The organism is Candidatus Pantoea gossypiicola (assembly GCF_008632075.1).
In the GTDB taxonomy this organism is placed as follows: Bacteria; Pseudomonadota; Gammaproteobacteria; order Enterobacterales; family Enterobacteriaceae; genus Pantoea; species Pantoea gossypiicola.
The window spans coordinates 12,808-30,632 of the sequence record NZ_VWVM01000030.1 but is presented as its reverse complement, the minus strand read 5'-3'; the positions used below and the strand labels follow the sequence as shown (position 1 = coordinate 30,632).

10 protein-coding genes and 7 pseudogenes are annotated in these 17,825 nt (G+C 51.3%); 3 read left to right on the top strand and 14 right to left on the bottom strand.

Annotation, left to right across the window (positions count from 1 at the left end):
• The 7 genes and pseudogenes from F3I20_RS22620 to F3I20_RS22590 all read right to left on the bottom strand — a co-directional run.
• Positions 1–768, bottom strand: a 768-nt coding sequence (locus F3I20_RS22620) for a tyrosine-type recombinase/integrase (protein WP_190286036.1), incomplete at its 3' end; no start/stop codon positions are given.
• Between the two features lie 89 nt (positions 769–857).
• Positions 858–1,664 (bottom strand): DUF1460 domain-containing protein, encoded by an 807-nt coding sequence (locus F3I20_RS22615; protein WP_150016061.1) that lies wholly within the window; start codon positions 1,662–1,664, stop codon positions 858–860.
• A gap of 286 nt (positions 1,665–1,950) precedes the next feature.
• A pseudogene (locus F3I20_RS22610) lies at positions 1,951–2,367 on the bottom strand (phospholipase D family nuclease); the annotation flags it as partial.
• A gap of 147 nt (positions 2,368–2,514) precedes the next feature.
• Positions 2,515–3,315: a DsbA family protein gene (locus tag F3I20_RS22605; RefSeq protein ID WP_150016060.1), complete on the bottom strand. Its 801-nt coding sequence runs from the start codon at positions 3,313–3,315 to the stop codon at positions 2,515–2,517.
• 33 nt (positions 3,316–3,348) lie between these two features.
• Positions 3,349–4,023, bottom strand: a complete 675-nt coding sequence (locus F3I20_RS22600; RefSeq protein WP_223811738.1) for a fertility inhibition protein FinO — start codon at positions 4,021–4,023, stop codon at positions 3,349–3,351.
• A 66-nt stretch (positions 4,024–4,089) separates the two neighbouring features.
• Positions 4,090–4,203 (bottom strand): annotated as a pseudogene (locus F3I20_RS24575) (TraX family protein); the annotation flags it as partial.
• A pseudogene (locus F3I20_RS22590) lies at positions 4,203–4,651 on the bottom strand (DNA methyltransferase); the annotation flags it as partial. The pseudogenes F3I20_RS22590 and F3I20_RS24575, both read right to left, overlap by 1 nt.
• Positions 4,652–5,213: 562 nt before the next feature.
• Between F3I20_RS22590 and F3I20_RS22585 the strand changes: the two are divergent.
• Positions 5,214–5,357: pseudogene (locus F3I20_RS22585) on the top strand (disulfide bond formation protein B); the annotation flags it as partial.
• A gap of 519 nt (positions 5,358–5,876) precedes the next feature.
• On the opposite strand, the gene F3I20_RS22580 reads toward F3I20_RS22585, so the two are convergent.
• From F3I20_RS22580 to F3I20_RS22570, 3 genes and pseudogenes are all read right to left on the bottom strand, one after another.
• The gene (locus tag F3I20_RS22580) at positions 5,877–10,730 is read right to left on the bottom strand and encodes an RHS repeat-associated core domain-containing protein (protein ID WP_223813128.1); all 4,854 of its coding nucleotides are present in this window, start codon (positions 10,728–10,730) and stop codon (positions 5,877–5,879) included.
• 206 nt (positions 10,731–10,936) lie between these two features.
• Positions 10,937–12,475: a hypothetical protein gene (locus F3I20_RS22575; RefSeq protein ID WP_223811737.1), complete on the bottom strand. Its 1,539-nt coding sequence runs from the start codon at positions 12,473–12,475 to the stop codon at positions 10,937–10,939.
• Between the two features lie 358 nt (positions 12,476–12,833).
• Positions 12,834–13,028 (bottom strand): annotated as a pseudogene (locus tag F3I20_RS22570) (recombinase family protein); the annotation flags it as partial.
• Positions 13,029–13,274: 246 nt separating this feature from the next.
• On the opposite strand from F3I20_RS22570, the gene F3I20_RS22565 reads away from it, so the two are divergent.
• Positions 13,275–14,663, top strand: a complete 1,389-nt coding sequence (locus F3I20_RS22565) for an insecticidal delta-endotoxin domain-containing protein (RefSeq protein ID WP_150019651.1) — start codon at positions 13,275–13,277, stop codon at positions 14,661–14,663.
• A 423-nt stretch (positions 14,664–15,086) separates the two neighbouring features.
• On the opposite strand, the gene F3I20_RS22560 is transcribed toward F3I20_RS22565, so the two are convergent.
• Positions 15,087–15,890, bottom strand: a complete 804-nt coding sequence (locus F3I20_RS22560) for a DUF1460 domain-containing protein (RefSeq protein ID WP_150015921.1) — start codon at positions 15,888–15,890, stop codon at positions 15,087–15,089.
• Between the two features lie 266 nt (positions 15,891–16,156).
• Here F3I20_RS22560 and F3I20_RS22555 point away from each other — a divergent pair.
• Positions 16,157–16,261, top strand: a pseudogene (locus tag F3I20_RS22555) (Rpn family recombination-promoting nuclease/putative transposase); the annotation flags it as partial.
• Positions 16,262–16,267: 6 nt separating this feature from the next.
• On the opposite strand, the pseudogene F3I20_RS22550 reads toward F3I20_RS22555, so the two are convergent.
• The 3 genes and pseudogenes from F3I20_RS22550 to parA all read right to left on the bottom strand — a co-directional run.
• Positions 16,268–16,378 (bottom strand): annotated as a pseudogene (locus F3I20_RS22550) (DNA methylase); the annotation flags it as partial.
• A gap of 497 nt (positions 16,379–16,875) precedes the next feature.
• Positions 16,876–17,115 (bottom strand): plasmid partition protein ParG, encoded by a 240-nt coding sequence (locus F3I20_RS22545; RefSeq protein ID WP_150015922.1) that lies wholly within the window; start codon positions 17,113–17,115, stop codon positions 16,876–16,878.
• Positions 17,116–17,117: 2 nt separating this feature from the next.
• A complete protein-coding gene (gene parA, locus F3I20_RS22540) occupies positions 17,118–17,780 on the bottom strand; it encodes a ParA family partition ATPase (RefSeq protein ID WP_444505518.1) in 663 nt (220 codons plus the stop codon).
• Between the last annotated feature and the right edge of the window lie 45 nt (positions 17,781–17,825).

The window sequence follows — 17,825 nt, the reverse complement described above, 5'->3', positions numbered from 1 at the left end:
GGCAGACCAGTAAGAAAGCCCCCGCAGTTTTACGCCCTTATCGATAGCATTAAGAGCAGCCTTCAGATATTCAAAGATATACTGGCTCCGGGGGTCATCAATGACAACACCCTCCACAGCATCGGGCAGGTCCCCCAGAAGCAGGCTGTTTGCCTCATTAATGCGCATACCCGTTGAAATCTGTAGATCGGCGAAGGCGCGATCCCGCTCTGATGTGCGCGTATCGCTAAAAGCAGGCCTGAACTGAGCAAGGTAAACTTTCAGTGGAAGGTAACGAACCGGGCGGGCTGAGACTGACTCCATGATAGCTGACCGGACCCGTTGTGTGCCCGGGGCAGCCGTCATGCGACCCGCTCTGATGTCGCGATACGCTACGGGACTTTTCGCTATCTCCCCCGTCATGGCGGCCCACTCATAGAACCGCGTCAGCGCAGCGGCAATATTGTTCCACGTACGGGCTGAGACGGGGCGCTTCTGGCTGAATCGCCTCTGCGTGTAGTAGAGGCGCAGGACGCTGCAGTCGACGGCACGCCAGGCAATTTCCTGCTGTGCGAGCCAGCACAGAAAGCGGGCAAGATGGTAGGCATAGGTACGCCAGGTATTCCGACCCGGCCTTGATGGATCGACCAGCGATCGCAAAAAGGCATTCACATCACGGTCAAATGTCCCATCTTCCCCGATGAGAAAGGGCTGCCCGTCAATAATGCCAAGCCGCTCTGCCATTTTCGCCAGTTCAGGCGTACGGCTCAGAACGGTGAAAACTAACATGATAATCGCCTCCCAGCCCTATTGAACATGGGGTTTCAATACCTGTGCCAGACGGCTATTATCAGCAGGCGACTCCGGTAATCACTTTATCATTCAGCCCGCAGCACAACGATGCCCGGTTTGGAGTGCATGTACTCCATAAACGGAGAGTCCACCACTTTTCTGTTTGCGGCAAGTGAGGAAGCGTTCCTGAACCACACCTGTCCATCGTAGCGAACTACGATACCCACATGTGAAACGTCCAGCCCGTCAAGCGGAGAATAGACGCCGATATAATCTCCGTTTTTCAGGTTGTCCATGGCCTGCTGGTTGAGGGCTTTTCCAGGAATGTAATTTATTTTGCGAGGATGGATGCCCAGACCAGGAATGTACTCGCCGCCATCAGGCTTACGGTTAAGTTGCTTGTCAACAACGACATAATCAGGGCTGATATCCGGTGTTACATCCCGTGCATTGCCCGGCGCTGTGGCGAACCAGTCAGAGAAGAAGTGCCGGCGGCTGAGATAATCAACATTGCCCGCAGTGTAGCGGGTCCTGGCTAGATTATGCAGAAACGATTTCTGATCATCGCTACGGGCCAGGGCCTCAACGTAATCAGCCAGGGTAAAGCAGTCCACTCCGTTAAAATTCGCGACAAGGACTTCGGGTGTGCCGGGCCCGCCGATGAGCGTATCCGCCTGATAAGGTGTTCCGAGAAAAGCAGACGACACACGGCTGATAACTTCTCCATGGTTTTCGTCTTTATAAGGGATGACATCCGACTGGATAATCCGGCTTACTTTTTCTGCCGTAACGCTGTCCATGCTGGTCTGATATTTTTCTGTGCCAGGGGCGGCACAGGACGTCAGATACGCCAACATCGGCAAAACTGTCCATGCTTTGACCTTCATTATCATCTCCGTGAAAGGTTCAAATTCCTTTTTACCCTTACCGGAAATGGTTGTGATGGATACAGAAAAACGCCAGTGGTTGATTACAGGTTGAATAATATGAGCGCAGATGATGATAAATGTGAAGTTCATCACATGACTTTATTCGCAGTCGGTTTTTCCTGATCGTCTAAACCAACCTGACCCTTCAGACTGGATTATAAGTATATCGGCGATTCTGACATGCCCACTTGGTAAGGGGCTAAAATCAGACAAGGCCGCAATATGAAGCTCCGGCTATTTAAGCAATATAACTGAAGTTATAGCTACCTGACTCAACTGTATGATTATCAACAATAATGACTTTGTCATGCATGATGGCGTAGCGACCGTTGGTGCGCAGCGGAATTCCAGCGTTTACCGCGATGTTCATCGCCGCCTGGCTGGCTTTACTCCGGTTATCCTTTTCATCGAGCACTATTCTTACGTCCACACCCCGGCGTTTTGCTCTGACAAGCGCACTAACCACTTCCGGAGACGTAAATGAGTAGCCCATCAGCCGAATTTCCTGCTGTGCTGACTCAATCGTCTTAAGGACCAGCTGCAACGCGCTGCCTTCAGGTGAAAAGCCGACCTGAACGGAGGGTGCCGCTGCTGCGGGCTGAATACAGCTCAGCGAAAGGCATACCAGACCGGACACGGCCAGCTGGCGAAAGGTGAACTTACGCATTAAATAACCTCAGAAATACTGTTCGGATGTGCTAACCAGAAACGCCGGAGACGGGGAAAACTTGCTTTTGCCCTTCTCCGGGGTTGGACAACTGAGCACGGCGAAGGCGTCAGTCTCTTTTAGCGGTATCAGGTGGCGGACGCCTGATTATTTTTTGGTATCGCCGGCAGCATGGGCAGCATGACTGATGGCCTGCTGCAGGGCCTCCGCGCTGGTGTATCCAGGGATAACCGTCACGTTATCAGCACTGGCGCCGGCTGACGGGAGAACCACCAGGGCTGGGGTACCGCTGAAGCCCAGCTGCTGCGCAAGTGTGTTTATGCCATCCAGGGTTCCCTGAACATCTGGGGCTGTTTTCGCATCGAACTTCACGGCTTTTGCGGCCGCGCTGATATCAGCATCGGTCAGCTTACCCTCGTTGTGGCCGGTGGCGTAAATCGCGTTGTGATAGTTAAGGTAAGCATCGGCCCCCTTCTGCTTCCAGATCTGAAGCCCGGTTTTCGCCGCACTGAGCGACGCCGGCCAGCGCTGGCCAAATATCGGGAATTCCTTGAACACAAAGCGCACGTCCGGGTTAGCTTTTATCACTTTCTCCAGTTCCGGCGCCAGGCGGGCACAGTAGATGCACTGGTAATCAAAGAATTCAACGACCGTCACTTTCGCATCAGCAGGACCATATGATGGTGTGCCTTTATCGTTCAGCAGCGCTGCCTGATTCTGAACTACGGCGGCCGTCATCGCCTGCTGCTGCTTCTCCTGCTGTTGAGCCTGCAGCTTCTGGCTGACCTCAACCAGCACTTCCGGATGAGCCAGCAGGTAGTCTTTCGCGATTTCACCAATGCGGGCTTCCTGCTCCGGGGTAAAGGCAGCGGCAGGTTTCTCTGCTGCCCCCGCCACACCGGAGACCAGAAGGCCAGCGGCAAGCATGACTGAAAGGGTTTTATTCATGTTCATCCTGTGTTTTTCTCTTCTCTGCAGTTATCAGTTCGTATCGTGTACGGGTGCTTCCCTGGCCGCCCTGCGCTGTCGTTTAGCATGCTCCTGAGCCCTGCGCTCCACCGCATATGCCGCCTCCTCCTCGCTCACCGGTGCGACCGGTTCACCGGCAAGGTTTTTACGCCACGCGCCCACCGTCATGGCGCCCAGATACGCATCCGAGCGGGTGACTGCGGCAAGGCAGCGTTTCAGCGTCTTCACGGAAACCTCCAGCCCGCGCCGGCGAATGTCATTGACCATCGCCTCCCGGATGTTGACCGCCAGGAGCTGCGGCTGGCCGTCCGTAACGAGGGCCGGCCAGCAACGCTCCAGGAGCACGAGCGCGTCCGTCAGCGGCATAACCTTCCGGTAAACCGGCTCAGGTGCAGGCTTGCGCCTGGCCGCCCGCATGGCCTCGCGCTCCTGCGCCTGTTGCACTGCCCACAGCCGGGCTTTCTCTGCTTTTCTGACGGCCTTCTCGTCCGCCTGCGCCTTTTTCGCGCTCTCATCCACCGCCTGCTTCCTGACCTTCCAGGCAGGAGTCGTGTTCACCACCACGGTCTTTTTACGCGTGACCAGGCCCGGTCCCGCACTGTCCGGTTCACTGTTGTTTACGGCACGCTGACCTTCTGGCTCCGTCTTATGGCGCAGCGTCAGCGTGGGGCGCCCCTGCACTTTCATCCTGCCTCCGGATAAATCTGTTTCACGTGTATTCCCCTGACTGACCCTATTCTGACACGGCAGATATCACATCACCATCAGTCCGATGACGGCCAGGTGCACCGCGTAGAACAGCGGGAAAAATTCGCGCGGCCAGAACCTCGGCACGCGGCAACAGGTCCGGCTCAGCACCGTCAGGGTACGGGTTTTTCGGTCAGGTGGTGCCGGTTGCCGCTGTATTTCCAGCCCAGCACGTTCGGCAGCGGGTTCTGCGGCAGACGTGGGCGGCCTTTGCCAGCAGGTAGGCACATTCATGGCGGTAGCCCACATAGGCGGACTTCGATGTGTAGGTTTTGGTAAACACCAGGTGGCCAACAACGCTGAATCCGGCCTGTTTCCAGGCGGCCATAAAGCGATCGACGCAGTTCCAGCCGTAGAAACTCACCATCAGCGCGTCTTTTTTCAGCACGCGGTACATCTCATGACAGGCAGGTTGCAGCGATTCATCCGTTTTATCACCGGCAATGGTGCGGCCCTGACGGTCACGAAAACCAACGAGGTATGGCGGGTCAGTCAGTATGAAATCGACAGCCTTCTCAGGAATGCCAGTCATTACCTGCACACAGTCACCCAAAATCAGACGGGAAATAATCATTCTCCTTATTTAAATGCGGCGCCAGTTACGCCGTGCCGATACGACAGCCGGGCGAAAAGCGGAGCAGGCAAGGGCGCCACCGCAAGCCGCAGCACAGATAAAAGCAGACGCTGACTGGACGGTTTGACGGCGAAAATTGAGCCGGAGAACGACGGGAAGACAGCGGAAAATGCATTTTGAAATCACTGTGACCGGGTGAGGATGGTGGCGAGGCCTCCCTTTTCTGCACAGCGGCCAGGCTACAGTAGCGGCACGGCGTTCACAGCAGAGCGGTATGAATGAGGAGCGCAGCGACATCGTTATTTTTATCGTGACTGTCCACAATTTTGGTGGGCAATCCTGTGTATAAAGTGAGGGTATTCTGCGCAGGTCGCTTCCAGCACGGATGACAGCAAGCCTGACGAGGATGGTTACCTTTTAACCATCCACGAAGACTTCACTTTTCCTGGTGTGGTATGTTGATGCTGACTGTAAAAAACCGGAGCGGAGAAAGATGGACAGAGAAATGCTGGCAGAGTGGCTGCGGGATATTGCCCAACATATAGAAGAGATCTAACCTTGGGTCATGTGCATTTATGAGCGCAGCGCGCTGGCGGGTATTTTACTTGCCGGGCTAGCCGGTGCTGCCGGACCTGAAACGCCGTTACGCTACGGGCCGCTGGCCCTGTGGGCGTGGAGCGCGTGGAAGGGGCTGGCACTGGTGGTCATGGTCAACACCCCGTCAAAACCGGTGTCAACCCATTCGCCATTCTCATGCTGGCGCATCAGACGCCCGCATGAGGATATCTTGTAAAAGTCGCATCTGCAGTCCAAATCCTTAGTCTGGTAGTCATGTTCCGTTTTGCCGTTCGGCATCTGGTTGCGGAACTCTACCGTGTCAAACATTCCCATAAATCATTCACTCCTTTGTGCCAGGCATCTACTGTAGTTAGTAAATACCGTTCTTCCGGTCAGCTGAAGATATCCGCTGCGGTACAGATGTTATCTATAATTGGGGTTTGAGGGCCAATCGTGTAAAAAACCCTGATACGTATCTTTTCGTTTCATTGGCCTTCAGACCCCTTATCTGGTCCGGCGTGGCCATCAGCGCATCGGCATTCGCGCGTGTCTGCTTTGGCAGACTTACCTTTCTGAAGCGAACAAAGTGATCACCGGCCATGGACATCAAAAGGAGGCAATAAGTTTATCGCCTCTTTTTGCAACAGTGTCTGGTTGGACCTCAAACCCTCATTCCGAAGGTGCCTTCATTTAAAGATACATTACTTATTCGCCTTATACTTCTGTTTATTGGATAGTAGATCCTGCTGTCTGCAATGGTTTCAGTTCCATCAAAATTCACGGCACTAATAGTTGTATCCCTTCCCCAAAATAAATCATTAATATCACCAACAGAAAGAGTTGTGTATCGGTCTCCCCAAGCCCGAACTGGTCGGCCAATAATACTGGCAAGCTGTTGCGCCGTACCGTAATCTCCACCGCTCCCACACGACAAAAGATTCAACACTCCCTTAACAGAACACAGGTCTATCCCGTGATTCTCCCTGAGTAACTCAACTAATTGTTGAGGACCTACTTTTGCCTGTTGAACTTCAAAAAAGTAGGCATCTGATTGCTCAGAAAATTCAACACCGATGGTTCTTGTATAGATGAAACGTTCACCATCCTCAGAGCCATGTACTATCAGTAATGGTTCATTGCTTCCCCTGAAATTGTGTATCAGACCACTATCAGCACGGTATATAATATTATTTTCATCATCAAACGCAGCCATAACGGAGAAGGCCTGTGCACGATGTGGTAATGGCAACGAATGTGCATCTTGTCCTTCTCTCCTGAGCAACCATCTTATACTCTGCCCCCCCCCCAAACTCAATCCAGCCAGCCCGAAGGCCATGGACACCCAGCCCAGTATGGCCGATGCACGCGGGTTATGATCCTCCTCAGCCCCGCTGGCTATGGCTGTGACATCTGCCACCACACCCAGTCCGCCCACGACCAGGGATGTTGTGGATGCTGCCCCCACCGCCGCCATCACGCCGCCTGCCGCCGCAATGGATGCTCCGGCCGTGAATATCGAGAACGCCAGCCCCAGCGCGCCGGTCACGATACCCAGTATGCCCTGCCAGCTGATATGCCCGGACGGGTCAGTATGGTTCACCGGGTCGCCCGCGCAGTACGCGTACGGATTAATGCCCCCGGCCCCGAAAGGGCTCAGACTGTCCGGGCAGTTGAAACGCATCAGCACCGGATTATAGGCACGATAACCGTTACCCAGGTGGTAGGTCCCGCTCACCGGGTCGGTGCGCTCACCGTTAAAGCCCGGCAGTCCGTCTGTGGGGCTTCCGTTACCGTAAGGTGACCAGACGTGCTGTGTTCCTTCCTTCTGCTCTGTACCACGGGACCACAAGAGGCTGTCATGGTGGTCGCCTGCTGTCAGGGTCAGCGTGCTGCCGTCGCTCACGCCCAGACAGGTGTGCCCGGCTTTTATCAGGCGCGTTTCCCGGACCTGCTGTACCTGTACCTCGTTAATCAGTTCGCCTGCACGGTAAAACAGCTGGCGGGTATCGCCCTCACTGACGTTCTGGCTGACCAGACGATTCAGGGCATCATAGCCGTAACTTCCGCCGCTGATATCATCTCCGTTGACGCTGACCAGTCTTCCTGTGACATCATAACCCAGCGTACGCCCCGCTTCGTCGTGTGTCATGCGGCCGTCTGCGTCATATTCCAGCACCAGTGCTTGCGGATGCATATTGGATGACACCGATGTTAGCTGCGTCGGGTCATCCGGATTGTCATAAAAATACGTTGCCCAGTAATCGTTAGTATCATCCGGATATCTCGTTTCCATGCCATACAGATTATTCAGGGCATCATACTCATATCGCTGCAACGTCATCTCATGACCATCTGCATCCACGGGCAGGCTGCTGCCACTCGCTTCATACTTAACCAGCCGGTTGCGGGTATCGTAGGTGTATTTTTCTTCCCTGACAGAGTTACCGTTCTGTTGTGTGGAGCGACTGGCCAGCAGGTCGTTCTCCGTCCAGGTCTGTGCGATGGCCAGTGTAACGCCGGTGCTGTCGGTCACGGTCCGGGTGATTTCCCGACCAAAATCATCATATTTCAGGGCGGTGGTCAGGGAGGCTTTTGCACCTGTGTCCGTCACCGTCTGCGAACTCAGGCGCCCCAGTGCATCATACGTCAGGCTGACCGTCAGCGCGTCATCACTGATGCCCACCACCCGCCCGAACAAGTCCCGTTCATACGTCGTTTTTTTACCGGTAATGTCCGTATACGTGACCACTCCTCCTGCCAGCGTATGGGTATAAGCACTGGTACGCATGGTGTTTGCCTGCGTGAAAGATTCTGCTTTCAGACTGCCGGAAGGTGTCCAGGTATTACCGTTCTGCGTACTGCCCTCTTTCGCCGTCAGCAGGTCTCCGGTGAGTCTGTCGTAACTGAAAGTCTGCGTCACGTCGTCCGAGGTCAGACTGCTTAGTCTGTTGCCCAGCTCAGGAATGTACGTGTACGTCAGTGTTTTTCCCGACGGCTCTGTCACCGATGCCGGCATCGGGGAGGCCCCCTCATAAGCGTACGTTGTCATACGGCCGCCACTGACGCGTTCAGTCACCCGCCCCAGGCTGTCGAACGTCTGCGTCCCCATGTGCCAGGTCCGCACTTCGGCGCTCCTGTTTTTTCCCGTGACGCTGATACTGGCAACCTGGTTACCGGTCAGGTGCGGGGCATAGGTCCGCGTTACGGTACTGCCGTCAGGCAGGGTCTGCTTCAGCACTCGTCCGAAGGCATCGTACGTCCATTCTGTTTTATGTCCGGCCTCATCCGTTTCTCCACGCAGACGGCCAAGACCGTCCCACTCAAGGGTTCGGGTCAGTCTCTCCCCGGCGATGCCACGGCGACTCTCCGTCAGGGGAAACCAGCTGCGCTCATCATATGACGTTATCAGCGTGACGCCCCGCAGGGCTTCGCCGTCATTTTCCCCCTGAATGTGGGTGGTGCGCGTCAGCCCCACAGGGTCGGTATTGTGCACATGCTGTATGCCGTCAGTGAATGCCAGCAGGGAAGCCGTTCCCCAGCCATCATACGAGGCGGTCATATCAAGCGAATACTGTTCTCCCGCGCCGGTATGCCAGTCACTGCCGGTTCCGGAAGCCACTTCCCCCAGGGGATTATGTACCCGTGATGACACATCAAACCACTGCTGCGTGTCATCCATATCCAGACGCTGCTGCCGGATACGTCGGCCGGCACCATCAACATGCGTTTTCTGCTGGTTACCGGAAGCATCGGTTACCTTGGTCACAGGGCCGTCATCTTCAATGACATAAGACCAGGTCGTGGTGTTCTCATAATCCGTATCCGGCGCGATTGTCCGGCTCAGCGGACGCCTGGCCTTATCATACGAATGCGTTATCGTGACGTCCTGCACATCCTTTTCAGAGAGAAGCAGTCCCGTATGCGCGTGCCGGATGGTGGCACGGGCCGCCGTCAGAGTGTCATGACCGGTGAAGGTGTCGGTCTGTCTGAGGCCGGATATGCCCGTCCCCGCTCCATATGTAAAAGCTCGGGAGCTGGAGAAGGACTTATCTTCTGACACGTCAGGTGTGAGAACCGTGTTCCGCGTCTTCTCGCGGGCATACGTCAGCGTATCGCTGATATCGTCATAATACTCACGGGTAACCACTGTGCGGGCGTTTCCGGTCGTCTGAGTGACCGAATCAGCCACCACGGTGTAACCTTCTCCGCTGAGCGCATTCAGTTTTCTCCAGGTGCTGACCATGCGGATAACAGGTTCATCCCCCTTAACCTGTCGGGGAGTAACTGTCCGGCTTTTCAGCCAGCGGATAAAACCATACGGGTCTGCCGGGCAATTATTACCTTCGCCGTTAGCCGGGTAATATTCATATTTCGTGACGGTACCGTCCGGTGTCTCCTGATATAAAGGATTGCCCGCCTCATCAAACTCGGTGAGTGTGACGCGTGTGCGGGGGGATGCGCCAGAAGTATCCTCCCAGGATTCAGTGTGCGAAACGGGCAGGGCGAACTGCACCGGCTGGTCATTAAAAGCCACACCAGGCTTCGCATGGTATTCTGTCGTCTGTGAATACGTTTTTCCGTCTCTGACTGTGGTTTCTGAGACCTGCAGATGGTAGCTGTTGTAGCGACGGGTTACTTTACTGAGTACGGACCTGCCATCGGTATCTATCCGTTCTGCCGTGGAGCCATACTGATAGTCACTGAGCAGGATATTGAGCATGCCGTCAGTGTCCGGTTGCCACTGGTTCAGACCAGCCTCGTTGCCGAGATAGTTTTTCTGAGTCCAGGTCCATCGCGTGATACTTTCAGGCTGTCCCCCGCCGGGTATGAGGGTATGCTGATACACACAGGGCAGCGCAGGTAAACCGGCAATGTCCGGGAATGCCATACCATTGTCGCTATAATATGCTACCTTTTCCGTCAGCCCGGTCGGTGAGGTCAGTCCGGTAAGGGTGCGGTAATTCTTTTGCGGCCCCACGGCATTGTAGTCAAACGTCCAGACCAGTGCCGGGGCATCAGCGTGGCTGGTCACCCGGACCAGAAGTTCATTGGTGAATTTAAATACGGTGCTGTACCCGGCATTCCCGTCATACGGCAGCAGGGAGAACTGAGTGGTGGCAACGGACTCATCCGGATATGTCACGGAGCACAGTATAGCGCCATCATCCTCCGTCACTCGGGCCAGCCGGGCTGGCTTATATGCCGCATTCCACACTAGCTCCAGGCCGCGACCGTCAGGAGCTGTTATTCGGGTGGGAACATACACAGTCCCGATAAGTGAAAGGGTTTCGACAAGACCGGACTTGTGGATAACCCGGCAGGTGCCCTCGCCTTTTTTCTCAAAAATGAAATTTTTGAGTTTTTTCTGCTTCACCGTGTCCCCGCTATTGCTGACGCGGTACTCCTCACCGGTGGAAAGTAACAGCTTCCCGGTATCCGTGTCATAACGGGTCAGATTCAGAGTAAAACCTGTCCCAAATCCCTCATTCACTGACGACAGCGGGGAATACTGCAACGACAGAGCCAGTACGGGACCGGTCAGCCAGCCAGAGTGGATGTTTGCCAGCGGCAGGCTGAGATTAAACAGACCAGTGCGGGGATCCACACCGCCCTGAACAGAACTGATGAAGTTACCTGCCTGAGAGTAAAATGAAGGTGAGGTCATAAGAGAAATTCCACGTGAATGAATTAAGTTTAACCAGCCCCCAGGCTGGACTGGTGCTACCGCGGGTCGACTTCAATTTCATGAGTAGTGTCGTTATAGCGGATATTAAATGCGCCATAGTTACCGTACAGGTCGTAGAATTCAAACCAGGGATTAGCGTCAAAATTATAAAGGTCGGTATCATTTACGTGCAGGTCTTTACCGCCGGGTAAAATCCAGTGTTGAGACGCAGCAAAGGAAAAATGGGTCCAGCAAATGGTGTCCGGCCGGGCATTAAATTCAAACGTCTGGAAAAGATCATAAATACCCGTGGAATCACCTATAGCAAAAAACTCATGCCATGTCGCTTTACCATAAAATCCGAGAGTGGCTGTTCCCGCCGGAATATCGTCAGGATTCGCGATCAGCATATGCTGATCATGATTATCTGCTCTCCAGTATATGGCTGCTCTTAAAGGGATCCGGTAATCGCTTTTCCCATCCTGCCCGTAATTATTGACGGTGTACTTCTGTAGTTTGTTTTTTACCGAGAAGTACAAATTATCATAGTGTGCATCAATTTTTTCTGACCAGCTGTCATCGTCACAGGAATAATGCAGGGATATCTGCGTTTTCCCCAAATCACTGACCACATCCTGAATTAAATCACTCTTCAGATAGGTTATGGGCTGAACAGCCCGAACAGTTACAGAGCTTCGCTCGGCCCCTGAAGCGTTATCGGCGGTGGTAAAATGCTTACCACCTTCGGTGTCAATACTGACCGCAACCCGCTCAGTGCTAATGTCATCGGTGTAAACATACAGCGTAATCAGTGTTTCTCCGGTGCCCATATACCGAATGGCAGAAGCCAGTACAGGCCCGGCCTCATTATTTTCCGCCGCCACCTCACGGCTGTAATCATTCTCAGCATCCGTAAAACACCACCCGGAACGGCCCTGCCAGGTGAGTTTTTCATCGGACCCGGCATGACGCAGGTTCAGGATATGAATCCAGGTTGCGTGTGAGAAGATAAGCACTGACTCAGAGCCATCTGCATTTTCCTTCATGGCTTTAGCGCTGATTTCGACGGGAAGCTGGTTACGGCCGTTGGCATAGATAACCGGGGCGGTGCTACCGGAGACGGCTTTGATGGTCAGGTCAACGCTGGTGATATCATCAGGGTCATCATCGTCAACTGACTCAGTAGTTATCAGAATATTGTCAATATCAAAATCCATACTGTCGTATTCGTGACCCGCGAATTCAAAGAAAATGGAGTCAACATGCATAGCGGGAGAAAATTCAAAAGAGGCAGTTTGCCATGAAATGGTTGGGGTAACCCACAACACTGAAGACATGATGTTATAATGAATACCTGAACCTATTTTAATACTGAAATCATCAAGTGGGGATTCGGTTTTATAGTCAAAAGAAAGCGTATATATCGTATCAGTGTCCAGTTGTAATTCAGTTGATACAAGTTGTAATACGTGCTGCTTTAGCTGGTTGTTGCTGAGCGTACTCCTGCCAAATGTGTTGCCATCCTTAGTGACAATCATCCCCCAGTACACAGGGTTATCAGACTCAAAATCCTGGGAATAAATAACTTTTTTCATTGTTATTCCTGCCTTTTCTTTTATTTGTCAGTCAGCTTTGTGGAAAACGGAGTCGTCCGGAAGCTGGTAAGAGGTGGAGCGGAAGTTTAAATATCAGATTCTTTTGCTGGATGATTAGTGAAAGCAGAGTTCGACTGCTTCTGGAAAAAAATAAGTTTCTGTCGCATTAACGCCAGGATTGCCCGGGTTTTCCTTTTCCTTTTCCTTTTGGACTTAACTGTTCGCAATAATATCCACTGTTAATCAACGCCACTTCAACAAAACTGACAAGTTAAATTCTGGATAAGTTATTTGTATGCGCCGTCACGCTTCATATGCCGCGAAGCGGCATGGAGGCGCCAGCTGATAGTGAATATGGCAGGGCAAACACAATATCCTGCAGGTCCTTAATGCTGCGGGCCAGGCGATCCACGCGAGTCACCATCAGCGTATCACCGGGGCGCAGGAACTCCAGCAACAACTGCAACTCGCTCCTTCCGGTCCGGCTGCTTCCGCTGGCTTTTTCTGAGCGAATGATTTCACAACCGGCAGCGCGGAGAATTTATGTCTGCAGGGTAAGATCCTGGTCACTGGTTGAAAAGCGGGCATAGCCCTAAAGTGCCATAATGATGAAAACTGTCTCGTTAGACTTTAGATGATGAAAACGTAGCACCGGGATGAGACAAAAACACCCCAAATGAAACAGGTAAATTTTCTCACCTGATTGACTTTTTTGGATTTACCAAAATAAGACACAAAAATTAATTCATGCCAGACGGACTGAGTCTCGGTACATGTATAAAACTAATGCGATAACTTTATGACTATCATTGATACTTCATTAAGAATCGCTGTGTGTGTTTATCGTATTGTGCTCTCTTTTCATAAAGAGGACATAATGATGAGCGTATCAAAATTAAAAACTGCTGACATTGATAAACAGAACATCCTGATAAGTAACTATCTGAGCGATAGCGGATTAAGTGATAATGAACTTACGATACTTAAGACTATCCTTGGTAAAGCCGCTACTTATTTCGTCCCGGAACTTGGAGGGTTAATTAATGCTGTATTGAATCTATTCTGGCCAAGTGGGGAAGATACCTTCACTAAAATAAAAGCACAAATAGAAGCATTAGTAAATGAAAAAATAGACCAAAGCACATGGAGTAACTTACAGGCAATAATAAGTGAGTTGCATACAAAAATGTCATATTTTAAACAATATATAGATAAGCAAAACTTTGAAATGGCCAGAGATATTTATACAGCTCTGAGTCCATGGCTTCTGGGGATAGATGAAAGATTCAAAGTAGATGGAATGTCAAAAAAATACTACTTTGTCCCTTTATATGTGATGGTTGTTGATATAATTTACTCGTTTAGGATAGAGTGTATAGTTCATGCAGTAACTATAGGGCTGACAGATAACGAAGTGAGTAGTGAAAGGAAATACATTTCTGATTTACTATCAGACAACAATTCCGGTGCAATAAATTACTTGTCAGCGCAGAAAGATAATCTTGCAGCAGACTCAAAACAACAAGTATCTCAATGTTCTTACTATGGTCAGTACAATCAAATCTGCAGCACCTTCAACTACTTCCAAAATGCTTTTGATCATATATTTATTTATCAGGAAATATCCAAGAACCCTGAAAAACCTGAAAAAGCATACATACCTAGCTGTTACCCTGGTTTTTTTTCCGGAGTGTCGACAAATGAACAGAGCTTTGAGAGCGCATGGGAACTGGCATTCAAGCCTCAGAAGGCAGGGGATAAAATATCCCCGATTAGTCACCTTGGTTTTGCGTCAAAAATATACTCAGATCCAATGACAGGAGGATTGACGTATTATGCGTCCGGCATAAAAGTCGATTATGAAAACGGTAACTCATGGAAAGAGGGTGTTTATGATGGCAATTATATATCTGTTTCAGAAATGGATCTTAGTAGAAGCAATTACTGTGCAAAGGTCAGTGCAAGAACATACCTTAATGTAATGGCTCCAGCTGAATACCTACAAACTTTCAGTGCGTTAAACCATGGTGGTACGAAAAAAATATCGGCAGGAAATATGGATGCTAACTACTATAACGAGGTTGCATTTGATGGCAAAGACAACTTTAGTCTGAATGTTATAAAGGTGGTAAGTAACAACGATGGTACTCTGAGCAGTATTTCAACTGGTTTTGTCTGGAATCATTAATTTCGACTGGAAAGTTACAGTTTCGTCAAAATATTCCTGTAACTTTCCATTGGTATATTTAAGATTAAAATTAATGATAACCCCGAATCTTAATTGTTAATTTTACGTTAAGTTCTTTAGTTGCTGCCCATATTTTAAGTCATTTTGTGCCCGGCACAATAGTATCCGAACTGGCCAGCATAAATCCTGTAGGCGATACGCTGGTACTGCAAATATGCTATCAGCTACCGATATGACAAATTTCATTTGCAATTATTGTGAGCCCGGTGAAATGAATTGCGAGCCGGGCAGGATAAATGCGAGCCCATTGTCACTTAATGTGAGTCGGTGGCGTTTTTCATTTGCAGTAAATGTGGGTCGAGATTTTCGCTGATTGCGAGTCGGAGTGATTTCGATTGCGAGCCGTTACAGGTAATGGGCGGGTCACTCAGCTCGCAATACAATGATGCCCGGCTTCGCGCGCATGTATTCCAGAAACGGCGAATCCACCACTTTTCTGTTTGCTGCCAGTGAGGAGGCATTCCTGAACCACACCTGCCCGTCGTGGCGGACCACAATACCCACATGCGAAACGTCCAGCCCTTCTAGCGGAGAGTAGACGCCGACATAATCCCCGGTTTTCAGACGGTCCAGCACCTGCTGACTGATGGTGTTTCCGGGAATGTAATTTATTTTACGGGGATGAATGCCCAGCTCCGGGATATACTCCCCCCCGTCCGGTTTACGGTTAAGCTGTTTGTCCGCCACGGCATAGTCAGGGCTGACATCCGGTGTGACATCCCGGGCATTGCGTGGTGCGGTGGTGAACCAGTCAGAGAAGAAGTGCCGGCGGCTGAGGTAGTCAACGTTCCCCCCGGTGTAACGAACCTCTGTAAGATTATGCAGGAACGATTTCTGGTCATGGCTGTGGGTCAGGGCCTCGACGTAATCTGCCAGGGTAAAGCAGTCCACACCGTTGAAATCCACGACAAGCGCTTCCGGAGTACCGGGCCCGCCGATGAGTGTATCAGCCTGGTAAGGCGTACCGAGAAAAGCAGATGACACGCGGTTGATAACTTCCCCGTGATTTTCACCTGAAGAAGGGATGACATCCGAGCGAATAATCTGGTTTACTTTTTCTGCCGTAACGCTGTCCATGATAGTCTGATATTTTTCTGTACCGGGTGCGGCACAGGCCGTCAGATACGCCGAAATAAATACCGTCCATACTTTTACTTTCACAATCATCTTCCTTAAAGGTAAAAATCCCACATGTACCTTTAAGGAAAATGATTGTAGTAGATACCAAAAATCGCCATCGGTTGATTTCTGGTTTAAAAATCAGGAACCGGATGGTGCGGAATGTAAAGGCCATCACGCGACCTGACTCTCTTTCGTTTTTGCTGGGTTATCCTGTGGGGGCTGAGCGCTCAGTGATGCCTGACTGCGAGTGGGTGTTGGAAATTTCGGCGGTTCCGGCGTAGAACCCCAACATATGGCTTTCCGCCTGATACGCCATGCAGCGCCACCTGGAGGCAGGGCATAAAAAGTTGCCATTGGTGATACCGGTGCTGTTCTATACGGGCAAACGCAGCCCGTATCCGTACTCCACCCGGTGGCTGGTTTTCGGTCGGGTGGTGCCGGTTGCCTGAATATTCCCACGCAATCACGCCATTCAACGGGTTTTTCGGCAGGAGTGGACGGCCTTTTGCAAGGATATAGGCGCATTCGTGACGTCAGCCGGGCGTAAAGCGGAGAATGCAGGGGCGGTGCCGCAGGCCGCAGCGCAGTGAAAAAGCAGACGCAGGCTGAACGGTTTGACGGCGAAAATTGAGCCGGAAAACGACGGGAAGACAGCGGATAAAGCCTTTGAAAAAGCTGCGACCGGGCGAGGACACTGGCAGAGCGACCCCTTGCAGTCGAAGCGGCCCGGCTACAGTAGCGGCACGGCGCTCACCGCAGAGCGTTATAAGAAGGGGACAGTAACATCTGTCTCATGTCACTGTCAGATTAGATCACAGCAGGAACAGCTAATACGTCAGTTCTGCATTAAATAATTCCGTATTTAATGAAATGCGCTTTTCATTAAACACAGATTTCAGGCTTCACATTGACAGGAGCCTGTCAGTGCACCGTTCCACTGGATGTGCAGTCTGGGCTAAATAGTTATAAAAACCCAAATCCATTATGTCATAGAACGGGCGCGTAAAATCGTAAAGTCGCAAATAAAGAATTACGGCTTTCCGTATTTGTTGTACAGTAACTCGCGCACCTCATCAGCGATCTTGGTCCCCCGAAGAGCGCAGGCTGATTTAATGGATTTGTGGAGACTTTCCGGGATATCAATCGTCAGTCTCTTCATTTTCTCTGCGGGCAGGCCGTCTTCTTCCACAGAGCGGCTCTCTACCCAGGCATCTGCACTGGGAGCCGGTTTAGTCGGCTTTGAGCCAAATGTAATTTTTTTACCACTCATCGTTATTGCTCCAGAATCTCATTAACCAAAGCGCTAATCTCTTTTGAGGCAGCGGAGTCCGGCTCAAGCTCAAAGACCGCCTTGCCAACAGCAGCGGCCTCCGCAAAAACCACACGTTGTGAAACACTGGACTTAAGCACAGCCGTTTCATAGGCAGACAGCGCCTCTCCGACATCGCGTCCAATGGCAGTATTTACGATTTTACGATTAACCGCAAATGCAGATTTAAGGTTTTCCTTATAAATTCTGGCTTCGCTGATTAGAGTAACCACTTCCTGTGCGGCCCAGACATCGTAAGGACTCGGCTGAACAGGGATAAGAACCAGGTCGGCTGCCATAATGGCTGAACGGGCAAGTTCGGTAACACGCGGCGGGCCATCAATAACGATATGATCATAGTCCTGCGTAAATTTACCGATATCTTTATGCAGCGTCGCCCGCGGTAACCCCAGCACAGGAAACAGCGACTCTCCCTCCCGGGCTGCGGCCCAGTCAAGCGCACTCCCCTGAGGATCGGCATCGATCAGTAAAACACGGGCACCATCAGCGGCCAGTCTGGCAGCGATATTGACACTGAGCGTCGTTTTGCCAACTCCACCTTTCTGGTTCAGGACAGAAATAATCATCATGTTCTCCGGAAATGAATTTTGCGATTTTCTGTACAATCGTATTTATACAAATTAACAATTACGATTTATAAAGAGTTTACT